The 16,738-nt window shown below is 71.0% G+C and carries 15 protein-coding genes; 5 read left to right on the top strand and 10 right to left on the bottom strand.

Going from position 1 to position 16,738, the window contains the following annotated elements; genetic code table 11:
- Positions 1 to 9: 9 nt before the first annotated feature.
- Positions 10 to 1,038 carry a hypothetical protein gene (locus ORV05_RS01845; RefSeq protein WP_268756719.1) on the bottom strand — a complete coding sequence of 343 codons (1,029 nt, stop codon included), beginning with the start codon at positions 1,036 to 1,038 and terminating at the stop codon, positions 10 to 12.
- 271 nt (positions 1,039 to 1,309) lie between these two features.
- On the opposite strand from ORV05_RS01845, the gene ORV05_RS01840 reads away from it, so the two are divergent.
- The 3 genes from ORV05_RS01840 (at position 1,310) to ORV05_RS01830 (ending at position 2,986) form a co-directional block, all read left to right on the top strand.
- Positions 1,310 to 1,906, top strand: a complete 597-nt coding sequence (locus ORV05_RS01840; protein ID WP_268756718.1) for a 50S ribosomal protein L25/general stress protein Ctc — start codon at positions 1,310 to 1,312, stop codon at positions 1,904 to 1,906.
- On the top strand, positions 1,903 to 2,496 hold the full coding sequence (pth, locus tag ORV05_RS01835; RefSeq protein ID WP_268756717.1) for an aminoacyl-tRNA hydrolase: 594 nt from the start codon (positions 1,903 to 1,905) through the stop codon (positions 2,494 to 2,496). Before ORV05_RS01840 ends, pth begins: the two co-directional genes overlap by 4 nt.
- A gap of 136 nt (positions 2,497 to 2,632) precedes the next feature.
- On the top strand, positions 2,633 to 2,986 hold the full coding sequence (locus tag ORV05_RS01830) for a DivIVA domain-containing protein (RefSeq protein ID WP_268756716.1): 354 nt from the start codon (positions 2,633 to 2,635) through the stop codon (positions 2,984 to 2,986).
- A gap of 112 nt (positions 2,987 to 3,098) precedes the next feature.
- Here ORV05_RS01830 and ORV05_RS01825 read toward each other — a convergent pair whose 3' ends face one another.
- The 4 genes from ORV05_RS01825 to ORV05_RS01810 form a co-directional block, all read right to left on the bottom strand.
- Complete coding sequence (locus ORV05_RS01825) at positions 3,099 to 4,784, bottom strand: fatty acyl-AMP ligase (protein ID WP_268756715.1); 1,686 nt, start codon at positions 4,782 to 4,784, stop codon at positions 3,099 to 3,101.
- A 154-nt stretch (positions 4,785 to 4,938) separates the two neighbouring features.
- Positions 4,939 to 5,757, bottom strand: a complete 819-nt coding sequence (locus ORV05_RS01820) for a LysR family transcriptional regulator (protein WP_268756714.1) — start codon at positions 5,755 to 5,757, stop codon at positions 4,939 to 4,941.
- A gap of 281 nt (positions 5,758 to 6,038) precedes the next feature.
- Entirely contained in the window at positions 6,039 to 6,572 is a 534-nt protein-coding gene (locus ORV05_RS01815) for an NADPH-dependent FMN reductase (protein ID WP_268756713.1), read from the bottom strand.
- A gap of 70 nt (positions 6,573 to 6,642) precedes the next feature.
- Positions 6,643 to 7,476, bottom strand: coding sequence for a Rossmann-fold NAD(P)-binding domain-containing protein (locus ORV05_RS01810; RefSeq protein ID WP_268756712.1), 834 nt, complete (start codon positions 7,474 to 7,476; stop codon positions 6,643 to 6,645).
- A gap of 87 nt (positions 7,477 to 7,563) precedes the next feature.
- Between ORV05_RS01810 and ORV05_RS01805 the strand changes: the two genes are divergently transcribed.
- Positions 7,564 to 7,986 carry a winged helix-turn-helix transcriptional regulator gene (locus ORV05_RS01805; RefSeq protein ID WP_268756711.1) on the top strand — a complete coding sequence of 141 codons (423 nt, stop codon included), beginning with the start codon at positions 7,564 to 7,566 and terminating at the stop codon, positions 7,984 to 7,986.
- A gap of 6 nt (positions 7,987 to 7,992) precedes the next feature.
- Here the strand turns inward: ORV05_RS01805 and ORV05_RS01800 are convergent, their stop codons facing one another.
- Genes ORV05_RS01800 through ORV05_RS01780 form a run of 5 tightly spaced genes read right to left on the bottom strand, consistent with a single transcriptional unit; the run spans position 7,993 to position 15,146 of the window.
- Entirely contained in the window at positions 7,993 to 9,033 is a 1,041-nt protein-coding gene (locus tag ORV05_RS01800) for a hypothetical protein (protein ID WP_268756710.1), read from the bottom strand.
- Positions 9,034 to 9,090: 57 nt separating this feature from the next.
- Complete coding sequence (locus tag ORV05_RS01795) at positions 9,091 to 11,859, bottom strand: ATP-binding protein (protein WP_268756709.1); 2,769 nt, start codon at positions 11,857 to 11,859, stop codon at positions 9,091 to 9,093.
- Positions 11,829 to 13,598 carry an ABC-F family ATP-binding cassette domain-containing protein gene (locus ORV05_RS01790; protein WP_268756708.1) on the bottom strand — a complete coding sequence of 590 codons (1,770 nt, stop codon included), beginning with the start codon at positions 13,596 to 13,598 and terminating at the stop codon, positions 11,829 to 11,831. The genes ORV05_RS01795 and ORV05_RS01790 overlap by 31 nt, the downstream gene beginning before the upstream one ends.
- On the bottom strand, positions 13,598 to 14,557 hold the full coding sequence (locus tag ORV05_RS01785) for a 4-(cytidine 5'-diphospho)-2-C-methyl-D-erythritol kinase (RefSeq protein WP_268756707.1): 960 nt from the start codon (positions 14,555 to 14,557) through the stop codon (positions 13,598 to 13,600). The genes ORV05_RS01790 and ORV05_RS01785 overlap by 1 nt, the downstream gene beginning before the upstream one ends.
- A gap of 10 nt (positions 14,558 to 14,567) precedes the next feature.
- Positions 14,568 to 15,146, bottom strand: a complete 579-nt coding sequence (locus tag ORV05_RS01780) for a TetR/AcrR family transcriptional regulator (RefSeq protein ID WP_268756706.1) — start codon at positions 15,144 to 15,146, stop codon at positions 14,568 to 14,570.
- 134 nt (positions 15,147 to 15,280) lie between these two features.
- Between ORV05_RS01780 and ORV05_RS01775 the strand changes: the two genes are divergently transcribed.
- Positions 15,281 to 16,720, top strand: a complete 1,440-nt coding sequence (locus ORV05_RS01775; protein ID WP_268756705.1) for an MFS transporter — start codon at positions 15,281 to 15,283, stop codon at positions 16,718 to 16,720.
- Positions 16,721 to 16,738: the final 18 nt, after the last annotated feature.

Raw genomic sequence — 16,738 nt, 5'->3', positions numbered from 1 at the left:
GGGGCCGCGTCACGAGCCGAGTTCGGCGGCGACCTCGTGCTTGAGCGCGCCGGGATCGAGGATGGCGACGGGTTCGGCGCTCACCTCCGGCACCGCGGTCACCGTGGTGGTGGTGGTCCCGGAGACCCTGGGCAGGCTGAACCGCACGCTGCAGCTCAGGTCCACGGTGCTGTTCACCGGCACCACCAGTTCCTGACCGCAGGAGCGCGTGCCGAGTTCGGTGGAGCTGACCGAGGTCTTCAACTGGATCCGCGCGGCCGTGCCCGGCTCGGCTCCGGAACTCCGGTTCACCACCCGCACCTGGTCGGTGCACCCGCCGCCGGAGCCGCACCGCAGCGTGTTCCCGGTGACGGTCGCCGTGATCGAGGGCCCGGCCACCGGCGGCCTGCCGAGCGCGTCCACGGTGGCGTCGAACGCGGCCCGCATGTCGGCGAGCTTCGGTCCGGAAGGAACGGTCACCGAAACGGGCAGGTCCCCGAGGGCCTGTGCCACCGCGGGACCGAGCAGCCCCGACGCGACACTGACCACCCGATGGGGTGGCGCCGCGGTCACCCGCAGGCCGTGCACGTCGAGGATTTCGGTCCCGTCGGGCAGTGTCTCGCGCGCGGCCTGCTGGTCCGGGGTCAAACCGGCGCCGAGTTCGTGGGCGACCGTGGTCGGGTTGAGGCTGCCGCCCAGGTCGAAGCCGAGGCTGGTGCGGGTCCAGCGCGCGCCGTACCCCTCGGCGCGATCGGGGGGCATGCCCTGCGCACGCCAGTAGTCCGCGGAAGCCGAGACGAACAGCCGTCCGCCCGCCCGCAACACCCGGACCTGCTGCCCGTTCAGGGTCAGCGAGCCCTGGGCGAGACCGTTACGGGTGACGTACAGCAGGGCACCGGAGGGCAGGCCGTAGCCGATGGCGACCTGGTCGGCGAGGGTGGCCAGCGCGCTCTGGACGGCGGCCGCCGTGGCGGGTGCCGCCTCGGCCCCTGACGGCGGTGACGGCGCATCGCACCCGGTCAGGGCCATGGCCGCGGCGAACCCGAGTAAGTAACCCACCAGACGTCGCGGCATCTCGGCACCCCCTGACTAAGTGTTTCCTACTGGCCAGAGCGACCCACCGCAACCCGACGATCGCCGGTTGCCTACACTGAACAGGTTGTCTCGGCGAGGCGGGCATTTGGTAACCGGTCACCGCACCCGGTGCCCGGCGTGATCGACGCGGCGGCTTGAGGCCCCGCGCTGTCTTCATGCCGCAGGCTCGCCGCCGCAGGCACCACCCGCCTGGTTCCCGCCGCTACGTGTTCAACACTTGAAGGAGTGCAAGACCGTGTCCGAGGTACGTCTGTCCGTCGAGCCGCGCACCGAGTTCGGCAAGGGCGCCGCGCGCCGCACCCGTCGCGCCGGAAAGATCCCGGCCGTCCTGTACGGCCACGGCACCGACCCCCGGCACCTCGCGCTGCCGGCCCTGGAGTTCGCCCGCGTGATCCGCGAGAACGGCAGCAACGCCGTGCTCACGCTGAACGTGGAGAACGCCACCGAACTGGCGCTGACCAAGACCATCACCGTGCACCCGCTGAAGAACTACATCGAGCACGTCGACCTGCTCGTGGTCAAGCGTGGCGAGAAGATCGCGGTGGACGTCCCGATCGTGCTGACCGGCGACCCGGTCCCGGGCACCCTGGTGCGCCAGGAGCTCGACACCATCTCGGTCGAGGTCGAGGCGCTGCACATCCCCGAGCAGTTCGAGGTCTCCGTCGAGGGCGCCGAGGCCGGCACCCAGATCCTCGCCTCGCAGGTCTCGCTGCCTTCGGGCGCGACCCTGCTGACCGACCCCGAGACCCTGGTCGCGGCCGTCACCGAGGCGACCCAGGTCGCCGAAGAGGGCGAAGCCGCCGAGGCTGGGGCCGAGGCCGCCGCGGAGTGACCGCCGATCTGCCCGGGGCCGGCGAGCAGATCCTGCTCGTCGGCCTCGGTAATCCGGGCCCCCGCTACGCGGGCAACCGGCACAACGTGGGGTTCATGGTGCTCGATGAGCTCGCCGCCCGCGTTGGCGGCCGGTTCAAGGCCCACAAGGCGGGCGCGGAGGTGCTCGAAGGGCGCCTCGCCGACCACCGCGTGGTGCTGGTGAAGCCGCGTTCGTTCATGAACCTCTCCGGGGGCCCGGTGGCCGGTACGGCGAAGTTCTACAAGGCCGCACCGGACGGGATCGTGGTCGTCCACGACGAACTGGACCTGCCCTTCGGCGCCCTCAAGCTCAAGCTCGGTGGCGGCGACAACGGCCACAACGGGCTACGGTCGATCAGCAAGTCGCTGGGGACCAAGGACTACTACCGGGTTCGGTTCGGCATTGGCAGGCCGCCGGGCCGGATGGATCCGGCCGATTTCGTGTTGAAGGACTTCTCGACGGTCGAGCGCAAGGAGCTCCCGTTCGAGGTGGACCGGTGCGCCGACGCGATCGAGGCGCTGGTCGGCGAGGGGCTGACGGCGGCACAGAATCGTTTCCACGCCCCGTAGCACCGTTTCACTCAGTGGTATGGGAAATTCTGCCCGATCGAGTTTGATACTCGTTTTCAGGCTTCCGCGGGCTCTCCTGCCCGGCTAGGACGGAATACGGCACACGCCTCGTCCGAGCTGAATCTGGAGAACGGTCATGGCCCTCACCGTCGAAGACGTCCGCGCCGTGGAATTCGGCAACGCCCCCGTCGGCCGACGGGGCTACGCCAAGCACGAGGTCGACAGGTTCGTCGAGCGCATCGCGAAGACCCTCGCCGGGGAGGGCGACCTCACCGCCGCCGAGGTGCATCACGTGCTGTTCGGCAAGCCGATGCTCGGCAAGCGCGGATACGACGAGCGCGAAGTCGACGAGTTCCTCGACGCTGTCGAGGAGGAACTGGCCCACCGCACCGGCCACGCACACCGGTTGCCGTCGGCACGGGGAGAAGGCGACGCCCCGACCAGCCACGCCGTGCCGACCCCGGCCCAGTTCCCGGCGAAAACCCGCTGACCCCGACCAGCGGGAAGTAGGGCCGTGAGGGACCCCCTCACGGCCCTATTTGCCGTAGTCCCGGCAAAGTCGGCCCGTTCCTGAGGCGGCGGCGGGCCGGCCGCCGCGGGGGTCAGTGCGCGGCGGAGTTGATCTGGTCGCTGAACTGGGCGGCGGTGGCGGCGCGCTTGACCTTGCCGGAGGGGGTCTTGGGCAGGCTGCCGGTGGGCAGCACGACCACCGCGTACGGGCGCAGGTCGACGGCGTCGCGCACGCGGGCGGCCACCTCCTTGGCCAGCGCCCGCTCTGCCTCGGTGTCCCCGGCGAGCTTCGATTCGAGCACCACGGCGAACCGCTCGCGCCGGGTCCCGGCGTCGATCCGCACGGCCACCGCGTTGCCCGCCCGCACGCCTTCCACGGAGGTCGCGGCCCGCTCGATGTCGGTCGGGTAGATGTTGCGGCCGCCCATGATGATGACGTCCTTGCGGCGCCCGCAGATCACGATCTGCCCGTCGATCAGGTAGCCGAGGTCGCCGGTGGCCAGCCAGCCCTCGGCGTCCTGCGTCGGCTTCGGCCCGTCGACGGTGAGGTACCCGGGCGTGACCGCCGGGCCGCGCAGGCGGATCTCGCCGACCTCGCGTTCCTCGAGCCGTTTCCCGTGCTCGTCCACGATCTCGGCTTCGAGGCCTTCGAGCGGCCTGCCGAGCACCGCGAACGAGCGCACCTCGTCGGTGCCCCGTCGCGGGTCGCCCTCCGGCACCGGGACCGCCCGGTTGTCGGCCTCGAGTGCGTGCGCCTCGACCACGTCCAGGGTCAGGCCGGTGAACAGCGGGGCGAAGGACACCGCGAGCGTCGCCTCCGCCATGCCGTAGGCGGGGAAGACGCATTCCGCGGGCATCTTGAACCGGGCCCCGGCGTCGGTGAACGTCTTCACCGCGGTCTCGTCGATGGGCTCGGCGCCGTTGAGGGCGATGCGCAGGGTGGACAGGTCGTAGGCGTCGTCGTCCTCGACCTTCGCCAGACGCCGTCCGACGATGGCGTAGGCGAAGTTGGGCGCGGCGGTGGTGGTCGCCCGGTACTTGCTGATCAGCCCCGGCCAGATCAGCGGCCCGGACAGGAACTCCACCGGGGTGATCTTGACCAGTTCGACCCCGAAGGTCATCGGCACGGTCAGGAAGCCGACCATGCCCATGTCGTGGAAGGTGGGCAGCCACGACACCATGACGTCCTTGTCGAACTCGAACTCGGCGCGCTCGACCATGGCCTTGACGTTGGTGTACAGGTTGCCGTGGGTGATGCGCACGGCCTTCGGCTCCGCCGTCGACCCGCTCGTCAACTGCAGCAGCGCCAGATCGTCCTCCCCCGACGGCACCGGCTCGGCGATCGGCTCGGCGTCGAGCAGGTCACTGATCAGGCGGTAGCCGATCCCGTGCTCGGTCAGCACCGGGGCCAGCGCGTCGAACGGCTCGCCGAGCACGACCAGGCTGGAGCCGATCATGCGGAGCACCTTGACCGTGTCCTCGGCCCAGAGCGCCAGATCGGTGCGGGGGGTCGGCTGGTGCAGCATGGTGACGCTGCCGCCCGCCAGCCACACGCCCTGCACCGTCGGCGCGATGAGCGCGGGCGCGGCGGCCAGTACCGCCACCGCGCTGCCGGGCCGGAGACCGCCCTCGACCAGTCCTCCGGCGAGGCGCCTGGCCTGCTCGTGGACTTCCGCCCAAGTCCGCCGGACCGGTTCCTTGGGCTCCCCGGTGACCATTCCCCGCAACTGCCCGCCTCCGTTGGCGGTGGCGACAAGTGTGTCCACGAACCGACTCATGCGGCATACCTTAGAGCCCGTAGTTGATCATGCACACGAATCCTGAGCGTTTCGGCAACTTGGCTGGTCGAGCAGGGTTGAGGTCCGCGAGACAGCCGGGTTCCAGGCTGTGCCGAAGCGGGCGGCCCGCTCCTGTCGGTTCGGTTCGTACCCCTCAGAGGCGTGTGGCCACGCGGACCAGATCGGCGAGTGCCCGGGAGCGGCTGTGTGGCGGCCAGGCGATGACTGTCGTCACGGTCGGCGCGTCCAGAACCGGCACGGCGGCCAGACCTTCGAGCGGGTTGGCGCGGCAGGATTCGGGCATGACCACGGTGGTGCGGCCGAGCGCGATCAGCTGGAAAAGCTGCGTCTGGTTGCGTACTTCCGCGCCGGGGCCCTCCGGATAGGCGCCGTCGGGGCCGGGCCAGCGGGCAAGCGGGAGGTCCGGCAGTGAACTGACATCCGCCATCCGGACGTGGGATCTGCCGGCGAGCGGATGCGAGGTGGGAAGAATGGCGACCTGTCCCTCGGTGTTCAGAATTTCGGTGTCGAGTTCGGCCGTCGAGTCGAAGGGTTGATGCAACAGTGCCACGTCGGCCTGGCCATCATGCAGCGTTTGCTGTGGCTGCGATTCGCAGAGCAGCAGGTCGACGGCGACGGCACCCGGCTCGGCGGCGTACGCGTCGAGCAACTTCGCCAGCAGTTCGCCGGATGCGCCAGCCTTGGTGGCCAGGACGAGCGAGGGCCGACTTGTCGCGGCACGCCGGGTGCGCCGCTCGGCTGCGCTCAGCGCACCAAGGATCCCCCGGCCTTCAGCCGGCAGAACCGACCCAGCCTCGGTGAGCGAGACCTTGCGGCTGGTGCGTTCCAACAACGCGACCCCGAGCCGTTGCTCGAGTCGGGTGATCGTCCGCGACAGCGGCGGCGGGGCGATGCCCAGGCGCTGGGCGGCCCGGCCGAAGTGCAACTCCTCGGCGACCGCAGCCGCGGCCACGACCCTGCGGCTCAGCCCTGAGCACGAACGCTGCCGGGCTAGCCGCTGAGTGGGTCGCGCGGCGAAGTTCCCGCTGGTCACCCGGCCGCTAAGCGGTACTCGCGGCGCCAGGCCAGCCCGGTCGCGACGGTCCCGGTGGCGGTGAGCAGGACCACGGCCAGCGCGCCCAGCCGGAATCCCGCAGCACCACCGCCGGTCCAGGTCCACGCGAGCGAGCCGAGCGCGGGACCGAGCCGCGACCACCGCGCCCCAGCGGGTCCTCTCCACCGCTACCGTGGCCGTCATCTGGTGCCCGCCAGCAGGTCGAGCAGTTTGCGCAGGCCCGCCCGCAGTTCGTAGTCGAGCAGGCGCCCGTGCTCGTCGAACTGACGGGGCGCGTCCGGTACGGGCAGTTCGGCGTCCACCACGTCCGCCCCGGCCACCGACAGCACCCGGCGCAGATCCGCCTGGGCCCGCACGGCACCGTACGAGTTGGGGCTCGTGCCGATGACCGCGATCCGTTTTCCCTTGAGCACGCTCTCGCCGTAGGGGCGGGAGGCCCAGTCGATGGCGTTCTTCAGCTGCCCGGGGACGGAGCCGTTGTACTCCGGGGTCGCGATCAGCACCCGGTCCGCGGCGGCGATCGCGGCTCGCAGGCCCGCGACCGAAGGCGGCACAGGCCCCTGCTCGGCCTCCTCGTCGAAAGGCGGGACCTCGGCCAACTGGTCCCAGGTGCGCCAGGCGAGGCCGTCCGGCAGTTCGTACCGCGCGGCTTCGAGCAGTTTCCGGTTGAACGATTCCCTTCGCAGGCTCCCTGCGATGCCCAAGATCTCCATACCCCGAGCCTCACCCTAAGACCCGCCCACCCACCTCGGGCACAAGCCCTATTTCGGCACCGGGACCGGCCTAAGGCCGGGCGGGCGCGGGCTCGGACACGGGACGCAGCGCGGCGGCGATGTCCGCGGCGACGGTCAGCGCATCGATCGGCGGCCGCCCGAGCAGGGTGCGCAGATCCGGGCCGGGATTGGCCAGGAAACCGTGGCGGACACCGGTCGCGATCGACACCAGCATGGGCGGCTGGAAGGGCAGCAGGCCCGCCGAGGCGAGCAGGCGGGACCGGTAGTCACCCAGGCCGATCGTGCGATGGGCGACGCCGAGCCGTTCGGCCACGTCCACGGCGGTGATGGGTTCGCCGGTCAGGTCGTAGATCTTCCCCTGATGCGGTCCGGGCTCGGCGGCGACGACCGCCGCCGCGGTGGCCAGATCCCCGCGAGCCACCGCCGACAACGCGCCGGTGCCGAACGCCGACTCCAGGCCACCGCCCGCCCACATCAGCAGGCCGCCGAACAGTTCGGCGTACAGGCCGTTGCGGAGGATCGTCCAGCCCAACCCGCTCTCGGTGAGGAGCCGTTCGGTCGCCCGGTGCGCGAGCGCGAACCCGAGATGGTCACCGGCTCCGGTCAGGCTGGTGTAGACAACATGCCCGACCCCGTCCCGCGAGGCCGCGCCGATGACCGCAGCATGGCGCGCGATCACCTCATCGTCCTCGCCGTAACCGGCCGAGACCAGCACGAGGGTGGAAACTCCGCGGAGATCGAGACTGGCCGGAGCCTCGAAGTCGAGGTGGCGCACGCCTTCTCCAGGGGTGCGGCTGCCACCGGCCGCCGTTGCTCCTCTCGCCCGGAGCTCGGCCAGTGTGCGGGAGGCAAGGTGCCCGTTGGCCCCAGTCACCAGGATCATGATGTTCGTCGTCTCCTTCGTGGTTCTCTTCGGTAACTACGATCGGATCCTGACCGATCCGTCGTGCCGCCAAAAGGAGGCAGTTCGATGTCACCCACGCACACCGGGGTAACCGCCGCACCCGCCGACCTGGACCCGTGCGGGCGGGCGGACCATCCCGACTGCGGCATCCGTGACGTCCTCGACCGGGTCGGAGACAAGTGGTCGGTGCTCGTCATCGTCGAACTCGCGGCCGGGCCGCGCCGGTTCCGGCAGCTGCAACGGGCGATCGACGGCATCTCGCAGCGCATGCTCACCCTCACCGTGCGCCGCCTGGAACGCGACGGACTCGTGGTCCGTACCGTCTATCCGACCGTTCCGGCCCAGGTCGACTACCGGTTGACCCCGATGGGAACGAGCCTCACGCACCTGGTCAAGTCGCTCGCCGACTGGTCACTCGCCCACCGGGAGATCATCGCGCGGGCCCGCCGGGCCTACGACGACGAACACCCCGGCAACGAGATCCGGTAACCGTCGCTAAGGAACTTCGGCGCTGAGGAGACGCTGCATCCTCACGTACTGGTCGACCGCGTCACGCAACTCCTCGACCGGCGTGTCAAGAGCGCCGGGGTCACGGTCCCCGGCGGCACGGGCGAGGGCGGCCAGCGGAACCACACTCGCGCGGAAGGCGGCCGGCGTGTCGGACACGATCTCCAGAACCGGCTCATCCTCCACGTACCAGCAACTCCACCGGCAGGGCACGGCCCGGATCAGTGTCTCCCCCAGGTAGCGGACCGCCCCCGAGACGAACGGTTCCTCGGCGGCCCGCTTAACCGCGGACCAGCCGTCGAACCGGGCGAGCAGGAGCCGTCCCAGCGCCGTCAGTGATTCGAAAGAGAAATCGAACGGGAAATCCCCGGGCAGGAACCGGGCGCGCCACGCGGCCAGAGCATCGTCCATTTCGGACAGCCAGGAGCCGAGGAACCTGTCGGCCCGGACAATCGAGTCGCTGCGGTCCGCGTCCAGTCCGCAGAAGTCGAGACCGAACTCGTCACGCAGCGCCCTCGCCTGCTCCGGTGTGGCCAGGACATACACGTCGTCCTGACAGGATTCGTGCTTCTTCCGAAGCAGTTGGTAGAACCCGCGCGGATCGTCACCGCCCGGATCCAGATCGCCGAACTGCTCGAACACCGCCATCTGGTCCACGTAGTCGTCGGACTCGTGCTCGACGTGCCACCAGACCGGCTCGCCGTCGCGGAGGAAGTACAGGAATTCGCCAAAGTCCTCGTCCCTCAGCAACCGGACGCCGGTGATGACCATCGCCCCGCCGGTGCACGCGGTCACCGTCTCCTCGAGCAGGGAGCGGTAGTAGTCCTCGACGAAGTCGACGTCTTCGCCGTGCACCGAAACCGCGATACCGAACTCCGGAAGCCAACCGAAGAGGTCGCGTTCGTCCAACTGCTCATCCAGATGTTCTTCCCGCCACCGGCCGATGTCGGCCAGCACCGCGGCGGCCTGCTCCTCCGCCACCATGCCCAGCGCCACCATCCGGTCCGCCAGTTCTCGAAGCGTTGCCATGTCCCGGGATTCTGGCACCGGCCCCCGACAAATCGGGGCGTTTCCAGTAAAGCCCCGTCAGGGCACGATGCCGAGGCGACGGGCGGTGGCCGCCGCGGCCACCCGGTTGCGCACACCGAGCTTGCCGAGGATGTTCGACACGTGCACGCTCGCGGTCTTCGCCGAGATGAACAGCCGCTCCGCGATCTCCCGGTTGCCGAGGCCGTCGGCGACCAGGCGGAGGATCTCGGACTCGCGCGGGGTGAGCCCGAACCGTGGGACCTGCTTGGTGGTGACGGGGATGCGGGCCCGCCGGGCGAGATCGGCGAGCCGGTCGCCCAGCAGCCGCGCGCCGAGCCGTTCGGTGAGCCCGGCCGCCCGGCGGAGCGCCGTCTCCGCCGCTTCCCGGTCCCCGGCGCCCAGCGCGGCTTCCGCCAGCCCGTACTGCGCCTGCGCGATGCGCAGCGGCTGTCCGAGCTCTTCCCACGCATCCACCGCTTCCGCCCAGGCCGCCCGCGAACGGCTTCGCTCGGCCTCGAAGGTGAGCGACCAGGCACGCTGGACCGGTCCGGCGACGCGCGGTTCCGGCATCGGCCCGGTGAACCCGGCGCGGGCGCCGAGCACCAGCAACGGCCAGGTGAAGCGGTGCGAGGTGAGGATGAACGGCGCAGTCAACGCCTGCCGCACCACCTCGCGAGCCTCTTCCGGCCGATCCCGGGCGAGCGCGAGATCCGCCTCCAGCCGGGCGAGGAACAGCAGGCCCTGGGTGAATGCGCCGCCTTCGCCCCCCAGTTCGCGTGCCCGGTCCACCAACGCCGAGGCCGCGTCGAGGTCCCCGCGCTGCAGGGCGAGGAAACCCTTGAGACACAACAGGTGTGCCAGATGGGCCGGCGGCGGGGCGAGTTCCAGTGCGTGCTCGGCCGATTCCAGTGCCTCATCCCAGTCACCGCTGGAGATCAGCGCGCCCACCAGATCGATCGCGTGCTCGTGCCCGCACCCCCGCGCGAGCCCGGTTTCGCGGGCGACGGCGAGCCCGGCCCTGGCCGTGGAGATCGCGGCGTCGAGGCGGCCGAAGGCCTGCAACAGGGAGGATTCCGCGTGCAGTGCCCGGAGCCGGAGGCGGGGAGTGTTCATCCCTTCGGCCAGCGCCCGGGCCCGGGCCAGGCGCGGAAGCTGGGCGTCGAGGTCGCCGAGCCGCGCATCCAGCACGGCCAGGGTGATCAGCGCCTGCACCTCGGCCACCTCGTCGTACGACCGGCGCGCGGCGGCGAGCGCCTCCCGCACGACCTCGCGGGCCTCGGGATCGGGGATGTCCATCAGGCGCGCAGCCAGTGAGTTCAGCAGGTAGGGCCGCGCCGGATGACCGTCCGGGGCGGTGCGCACCGCGGCCCGGTGGTCTTCGAGCGCCTCCGGCAGGCCGAGCTGGGCGCGCAGCCGCGCCCGCTGCTCCAGCAGGATGGCGACCCGCACCCCCTCCGCGTGGTCCACTTCGGACAATGCGGCGGTGGCGAGTCGTTCGCCGCGCGCGTACTCGCCTGCCCGTAGCGCCACCTCGACGGCGTGTTCGAGCAGCGTCAGGTGATCGATGCCCAGCAGCGGGGCGCTGTCCGGAACCACCTCCCACAGTCGGAGCACCCGTTCCAACAACTGGAACTGCTCGGTGTAGGCCAGCGCATCGCGCGCCGCCCACGCCGCTTCGAAGGCTGCCGTGAGCGCACCCGGGAAGTCGCGGGCCTCGTACCGGTGGTGCGCCAGTCCGGCCAGCGCGGATTCGTTGTCCTCCAGCGCCTTTGCGTACCGGGCATGCAGGTCCACCCGCTCCCCCGGAAGCAGCCCGTGGTACACCGCCTCGCCGATCAGGGCGTGCCGGAAGACGTAGGCGTCACCGGCGACGGTCAGCACGCTCGCGTCCACCGCCACGCGGAGCGCGGCGGACAGGCGGTCCGCGCCGAAACCGGTCACCAGACCCAGCGTCGCGTCCCGCACCGGGCCCGACGCGACCGCCGCGACCCGCACCAGCTGCGCCGGATCCGGCGCCAGACGATCCACTGTGGACAGCAGGAGGTCCTCGAGCGAGGACGGCACCCCGTCGGTGCCGGTCTCCGCCAGCGCCTCCACGAAAAGCGGGTTCCCCTCGCTGCGACGGTGGATCTCCTGCGCCAGCAGCGGATCCGGCTCACGCCCGAGAATCCCGCGCAGCTGCGAGACCACGGCCCGGCGACCGAGGCGCCCCAGCGGGAGGCGAGTGGTCCACGGCACCCGGTCCAGACCAGTGAGCAGGCGCCGCAGCGGCTGCCCCCGGCGGGTCTCCTCAGTGCGGTGGGTCACCACGATCATCGAGCCCGGTACCGCGGACTGGTTGCGCACCAGGAACTCGATCAGGTCGAGACTGGAGGCGTCGGCCCAGTGCGCGTCCTCGACCACCAGCACCACGGGCCGGGCGGTGGCCATCCCGCCCAACAGCGCGAGCACGCCCTCGAAGAGGCCCCAGCGGGCGTCTTCGCCGGTTTCCGGCGGCCCGAGCACCGGCAACACCGGCGCGAGGCTCCGGCGCGACTCGTCCGGGACCTCGCCGGCGCAGTCCCGCAGGGCGGTGACGAACGGCGCGAACGGCAGGCCCTCGGCTCCCAGCTCGACACACCCGCCGAGCAGGACGCGCGCGCCGAGGCCCCGGGTGAACTCGGCCACCAGGCGGGACTTGCCCACACCGGCCTCACCGCCGATCACGACGGTCGCCACCCCGCCCTCGGCGACCGCGCGGAACAGCCCGGTCAGCCGGGCCGACTCCTCCCGGCGGCCGGCGAACTCCGGGCTGATCAGTCGAGCAGTTCCGAGGTCTCCAGCCATCGCGCCTCGACCTCGTCCTTTTCGGTCCGCACGGCCTTGAGTTCCGAGTTGAGCTCGACGAGCTTCTCCGGATTGGTCGCGTGCAGCACGAGCTGTTCGTGCAACTCGGCCTCCCGCGCGTGCAACTGGTCGAGCCTGCGCTCCAGCCGCGACAGTTCCTTCATCGCGGCCCGGTGCTCGGCCGCGCTGGAGCGCTTCTGCTCGCCACCGGAGACCGCCGGGGCGGGTCCGGCCGCGGCTGCGATACTCGCCTGGCGGCGCCGGAGGTACTCGTCGATCCCGCCGGGCAGGTGCGTGATGCGGCCGTCGCCCAGCAGCGCGTAGACCGCGTCGCAGACGCGCTCGACGAGGTAGCGGTCGTGCGAGACCACCACGAGGGTGCCCGGCCACGAATCGAGCATGTCCTCCAGTTGCTGCAGCGTGTCGATGTCGAGATCATTGGTGGGCTCGTCGAGCAGCAGCACGTTGGGCTCGCCCATCAGGAGCCGGGCGAGCTGCAGACGACGCCGCTCCCCGCCCGAGAGGTCGTCGACCGGCGTCCACTGCCGGGCCGCGGGGAAGCCAAGGCGTTCGGCGAGCTGCGAGGCCGACATCTCCTGCTTGCCCAGCACGACCCGGCCGGAGATCTCTTCGACGGCTTCGAGCACCCGCAACTGTCCCGGCAGGTCCTCCAGTTCCTGCGACAGGTGCGCCAGCCGCACGGTCTTGCCCTCGATGCGCCGACCCTGCTCCGGCTCCGATTCCCCGGCCAGCAGCTTCAGCAGCGTGGTCTTGCCCGAGCCGTTGACGCCGACGAGACCGATCCGGTCGCCGGGGCCGATCCGCCAGGTGGTGTGGTCCAGCACCGGCTTCTCGCCCGCCCGCAGCGTGACGTCTTCCAGTTCCAGCACCGTTTTTCCGAGACGGCGGCGGGCGAAGGTGACCAGCTCCACCGAATCACGGGGTTCCGGCACGTCGGCGATGAGCGCTTCGGCCGCTTCGATCCGGTAGCGCGGTTTCGACGTCCGGGCCTTCGCGCCCCGCTGCAGCCAGGCAAGTTCCTTGCGCGCCAGGTTCTGCCGCTTCTCCTCGGCGGTGGCGGCGAGCCGGGCCCGTTCCGCCCGCGCGAACACCCAGTCCGCGTACCCGCCGTCGTACTGCTCGACCCGGCCGTTCGCGACCTCCCAGGTGCGGGAGCACACGGTGTCGAGGAACCAGCGGTCGTGGGTGACCACGACCAGCGCGGTCCGGCGGGCCAGCAGATGCTCGGCGAGCCACCGCACGCCTTCCACGTCGAGGTGGTTCGTCGGTTCGTCCAGCACGATCAGGTCGAGGTCGCCGACCAGTGCGGCGGCCAGCGCGATGCGGCGCCGCTCCCCACCGGAGAGGTTCGCGGTCGGCGAGTCCAGGCCGAGCGCGGTGATGCCCAGCCCGTCCACAATGGACCGTACGCGGGCGTCGGCGGCCCACTCGTGCTCGGCCGAGTAGTGGGACAGCACCGCATCACGCACCGTGCTGCCCTCGGCCAGTTCCGTGCGCTGGGTGACCACGGCCATCCGCAGGTCCCGCACGCGGCTCACCCGGCCGGAATCGGGTTCGGCGATCCCGGCGAGCACCTCGAGCAGCGTGGTCTTGCCACCCCCGTTGAGACCGACCACGCCGATCCGGTCACCCTCGGCAACGCCGAGCGACACCCCGTCGAGCAACGGGCGGACCCCGTAGGACTTGCCGACCGCTTCCAGGTTGATCAGATTGGCCATCAGGCGTGCACCTGCGGAGGAGTAGGACGGTTGAGGTCTTCGCCCCCGGCGAGCCGCGCACCGGGAACCGGGCCGTGCGCCACACGGACGGTGCGGCAGACCCCGGCGCCGGCCAGTTCGGCGGCGACCGCGAGCGCCGATTCCGCGTCGGCGCACAGGAACGCACAGGTCGGCCCGGATCCGGAGACGGTACCGGCGAGGGCACCGGCGTTCACCCCGGCGCGCAGGGTGCGGCGCAGGCCCGGCCGCAGCGAAACCGCGGCCGCCTGGAGGTCGTTGCCGAGCAGGAGGGCGAGCTGCCGCGGATCACCGGAGGCCAGCGCCTCGACCACGGGTGCGTGCGAGCCGACGCGCGGCGGATCGCCGATCTCGCGCAGGCGGTCCAGCTCCTCGTACACCCGGGGCGTGGACAGGCCGCGCTGGTCGAAGGCGAGGACCCAGTGGAAGGTGTGGCGGGACAGCACCGGCACGAGCTGCTCACCGCGGCCGGTGCCCAGCGCGGTGCCCCCGTAGAGCGCGAACGGGACGTCGCTGCCCAGCTTCGCGGCGATCCCGGCGAGCTCGTCGCGACCGAGGTCGAGCTTCCACAGCGCGGTCAGCGCGACCAGGGTGCCCGCCGCGTCCGCACTGCCGCCCGCCATGCCCCCGGCGACCGGGATGCCCTTGCGCAGCACCACCCGCACCTTCGGGTCGGGCTTGCCGACGTGCGCGGCGAGCGCCTGCACCGCACGCCAGGCCAGGTTGTTCGCGCCGGTGGGCACGGAGGCCTCACCCTCGCCGTAGACCTCGACGCCGGGCTCCTCGGCGACGGCGACGGTGACCTCGTCGGTCAGCGACAGGGCGTGGAACACGGTGGTCAGGTCGTGGAAACCGTCCTCGCGGAGATCACCGACCGACAGGTGCAGATTTATCTTGGAGGGCACCCGGACGGTGACCGGTGGGGGTACGACGGCTAGCACGGGCTCAAGACTACGTGGCCGCCCCGGAGGGCCGCTCATGAGGAGAAACAAGTTCCAGCGCGACCCGCAGCGCGACCTCCGCGTGGTCGGCGTCCTGGTCCTCTTCCTGGAACTGCGGGCTGTTGCCGATCATCAGCGCCGCGAGCGCGAGCCGGGCCCGCAGCTTCGCCGCCGGGTCGTCCATTCCCGCCGTGATGATCCCGAACAACTCCTTCATCCGGCCCACAAGCGGGTTGCGGTCGTGGAAGTCCTTCAGCGCGGGCTGGTTGTCCTGCATGAACCGCATCACGGGGCCGAACTGGCCCTCCACGAGCCGGGCGAGTCTGCGTATCAGCTCCGCCCGCGCGGGGTCCGGATCCTGCTGGGTCCGGGCCCAGGCGAGCACTTCGTCCAGCGAGGCGGCGAGGTCGTCGAGCAGGCTCGCGACGATGTCCTCCTTGGTGCGGAAGTGGTAGTAGAGCGCCGCCTTGGTGACATCGAGCCGTTCGGCGATCTCCCGCAGGGAGGTCTGCTCGTACCCCCGCTCGACGAACAACTCGAGCGCGACCTGCTGGATGCGCTCCCTGGTGTCGCTGCGACGCCCCGCCATCGCCGTCCTTCCTAAGGATCTTCTCAAACTAACTTGACGGCCGACTAGTTAGAGCTTACCTTACGGCTAGCCAGTTAACTTGTCGGCCGTCAAGTAATGGTTGTTTTCAAGCTTACTTCCTGAGGGGATCGACCATGACAACCACTGTTCCCGCGCGCTCCGAGGCGCCCGCGGACCGGCGCCGGTGGTGGGCGCTGGCCGTGATCGGACTGGCCCAACTGCTGGTCATCATCGACACCACGATCGTCAATATCGCGCTGCCCTCGGCCCAGCACGACCTCGGCATGTCCGACGCGGCACGCCAGTGGACCATCAGCGCCTACACGCTGGCCTTCGGCGGGCTGCTGCTGCTCGGCGGCCGCCTCGCCGACCGGCTCGGCCGCAAGAACACCCTGATCGTTGGCGCACTCGGCTTCGCGATCGCCTCCGCCGTCGGCGGCGCGGCGACCGGACCCGGCATGCTGATGGCCGCCCGTGCCGCGCAGGGAGTGTTCGCCGCACTGCTCGCACCGTCAACGCTTTCCCTGCTCACCATCACGTTCACCGAGACGAAGGAACGGGCGAAGGCGTTCGGGATCTACAGCGCGATCATGATGTCCGGTGCCGCCGCCGGGCTCATCACGGGCGGCGCGCTCGCCGAGTACCTGAACTGGCGCTGGTGCCTCTACGTCAACCTCCCGGTCGCGGTGGCGGCCGGGCTCGCGGGCTGGTTCGTGCTGCCCTCCGTGGCGGGACACCGCGAGACGCGATTGGACTGGATCAGTGCGCTCCTCGGCAGCGGCGGCATCGTCGCCCTCGTCTACGCACTGTCCGAAGTGGCCACTCGCGGCTGGGGTTCCGGCCTTGTGCTCGGGCTGCTCGGCACCGCGCTGGTGCTGCTGGCGGCGTTCGTCCTCCGGCAGGCCCGCGTGGCCAACCCGCTGCTGCCCCTGCGCATCCTCGCCGACCGCACCCGAACCGGCGCCTACCTGAGCATCGCCGCGGCCGCGTTCGGGATGTTCGGCATGTTCCTGTTCCTGACCTACCAGCTGCAGGCGATCATGCACTACGGCGCGTTCACCGCGGGACTGGCGTTCCTGCCGTTCCTGCTGGGCAACGTGCTGGTGTCCACGCTGATCACGCGCCGCATCCTGCCCCGCACCGGACCGCGACCGCTGTTGGTGACCGGCCTGCTACTGATGGCAACGGGACTGCTGACGCTCACCCAGCTGAGCCCGGCCTCCTCGTACTGGGGCCTGATCCTGCCGGTCGAACTCGTCCTCGGCGCCGGGGCCGGGCTGGCGATGCCCACGGTGATGAACATCGCCACGGTCGGTGTCGGCGAGCGAGACGCCGGGGTGGCGTCGGCGTTCATCACCACCTCGCAGCAGGCCGGAGCCTCACTGGGCACCGCGTCGCTCAACACCATCGCGGCGAGTGCGACCGCCTCAGCCTCCGGACTCGGTGCGGTCGGCGCCACCGTGCACGGCTACGCGGTCGCGAACGGCTGGGCCGGTGCGATCGTCGGCCTCGCGGCCCTCGCCATCGGCGCCCTCGTCACCCGCCCCCGGACCGCCACCCCGGCGGCTACCTGACGGCCGTGAGGGACCCCC

The organism is Amycolatopsis cynarae (assembly GCF_026802195.1).
GTDB classification, from domain to species: domain Bacteria; phylum Actinomycetota; class Actinomycetes; order Mycobacteriales; family Pseudonocardiaceae; genus Amycolatopsis_E; species Amycolatopsis_E rhizosphaerae.
This window is presented reverse-complemented; position numbering and strand designations above follow the sequence as displayed.

Bases quoted from the DNA above. Each gene is read 5' to 3' on its own strand.
- ORV05_RS01830 (WP_268756716.1), top strand. From the start codon at position 2,633: ATGGCCCTCACCGTCGAAGACGTCCGCGCCGTGGAATTCGGCAACGCC.
- ORV05_RS01825 (WP_268756715.1), bottom strand. From the start codon at position 4,784: ATGAGTCGGTTCGTGGACACACTTGTCGCCACCGCCAACGGAGGCGGG.
- ORV05_RS01815 (WP_268756713.1), bottom strand. From the start codon at position 6,572: ATGGAGATCTTGGGCATCGCAGGGAGCCTGCGAAGGGAATCGTTCAAC.
- ORV05_RS01810 (WP_268756712.1), bottom strand. From the start codon at position 7,476: ATGATCCTGGTGACTGGGGCCAACGGGCACCTTGCCTCCCGCACACTG.
- ORV05_RS01805 (WP_268756711.1), top strand. From the start codon at position 7,564: ATGTCACCCACGCACACCGGGGTAACCGCCGCACCCGCCGACCTGGAC.
- ORV05_RS01800 (WP_268756710.1), bottom strand. From the start codon at position 9,033: ATGGCAACGCTTCGAGAACTGGCGGACCGGATGGTGGCGCTGGGCATG.
- ORV05_RS01795 (WP_268756709.1), bottom strand. From the start codon at position 11,859: ATGGCTGGAGACCTCGGAACTGCTCGACTGATCAGCCCGGAGTTCGCC.
- ORV05_RS01790 (WP_268756708.1), bottom strand. From the start codon at position 13,598: ATGGCCAATCTGATCAACCTGGAAGCGGTCGGCAAGTCCTACGGGGTC.
- ORV05_RS01780 (WP_268756706.1), bottom strand. From the start codon at position 15,146: ATGGCGGGGCGTCGCAGCGACACCAGGGAGCGCATCCAGCAGGTCGCG.
- ORV05_RS01775 (WP_268756705.1), top strand. From the start codon at position 15,281: ATGACAACCACTGTTCCCGCGCGCTCCGAGGCGCCCGCGGACCGGCGC.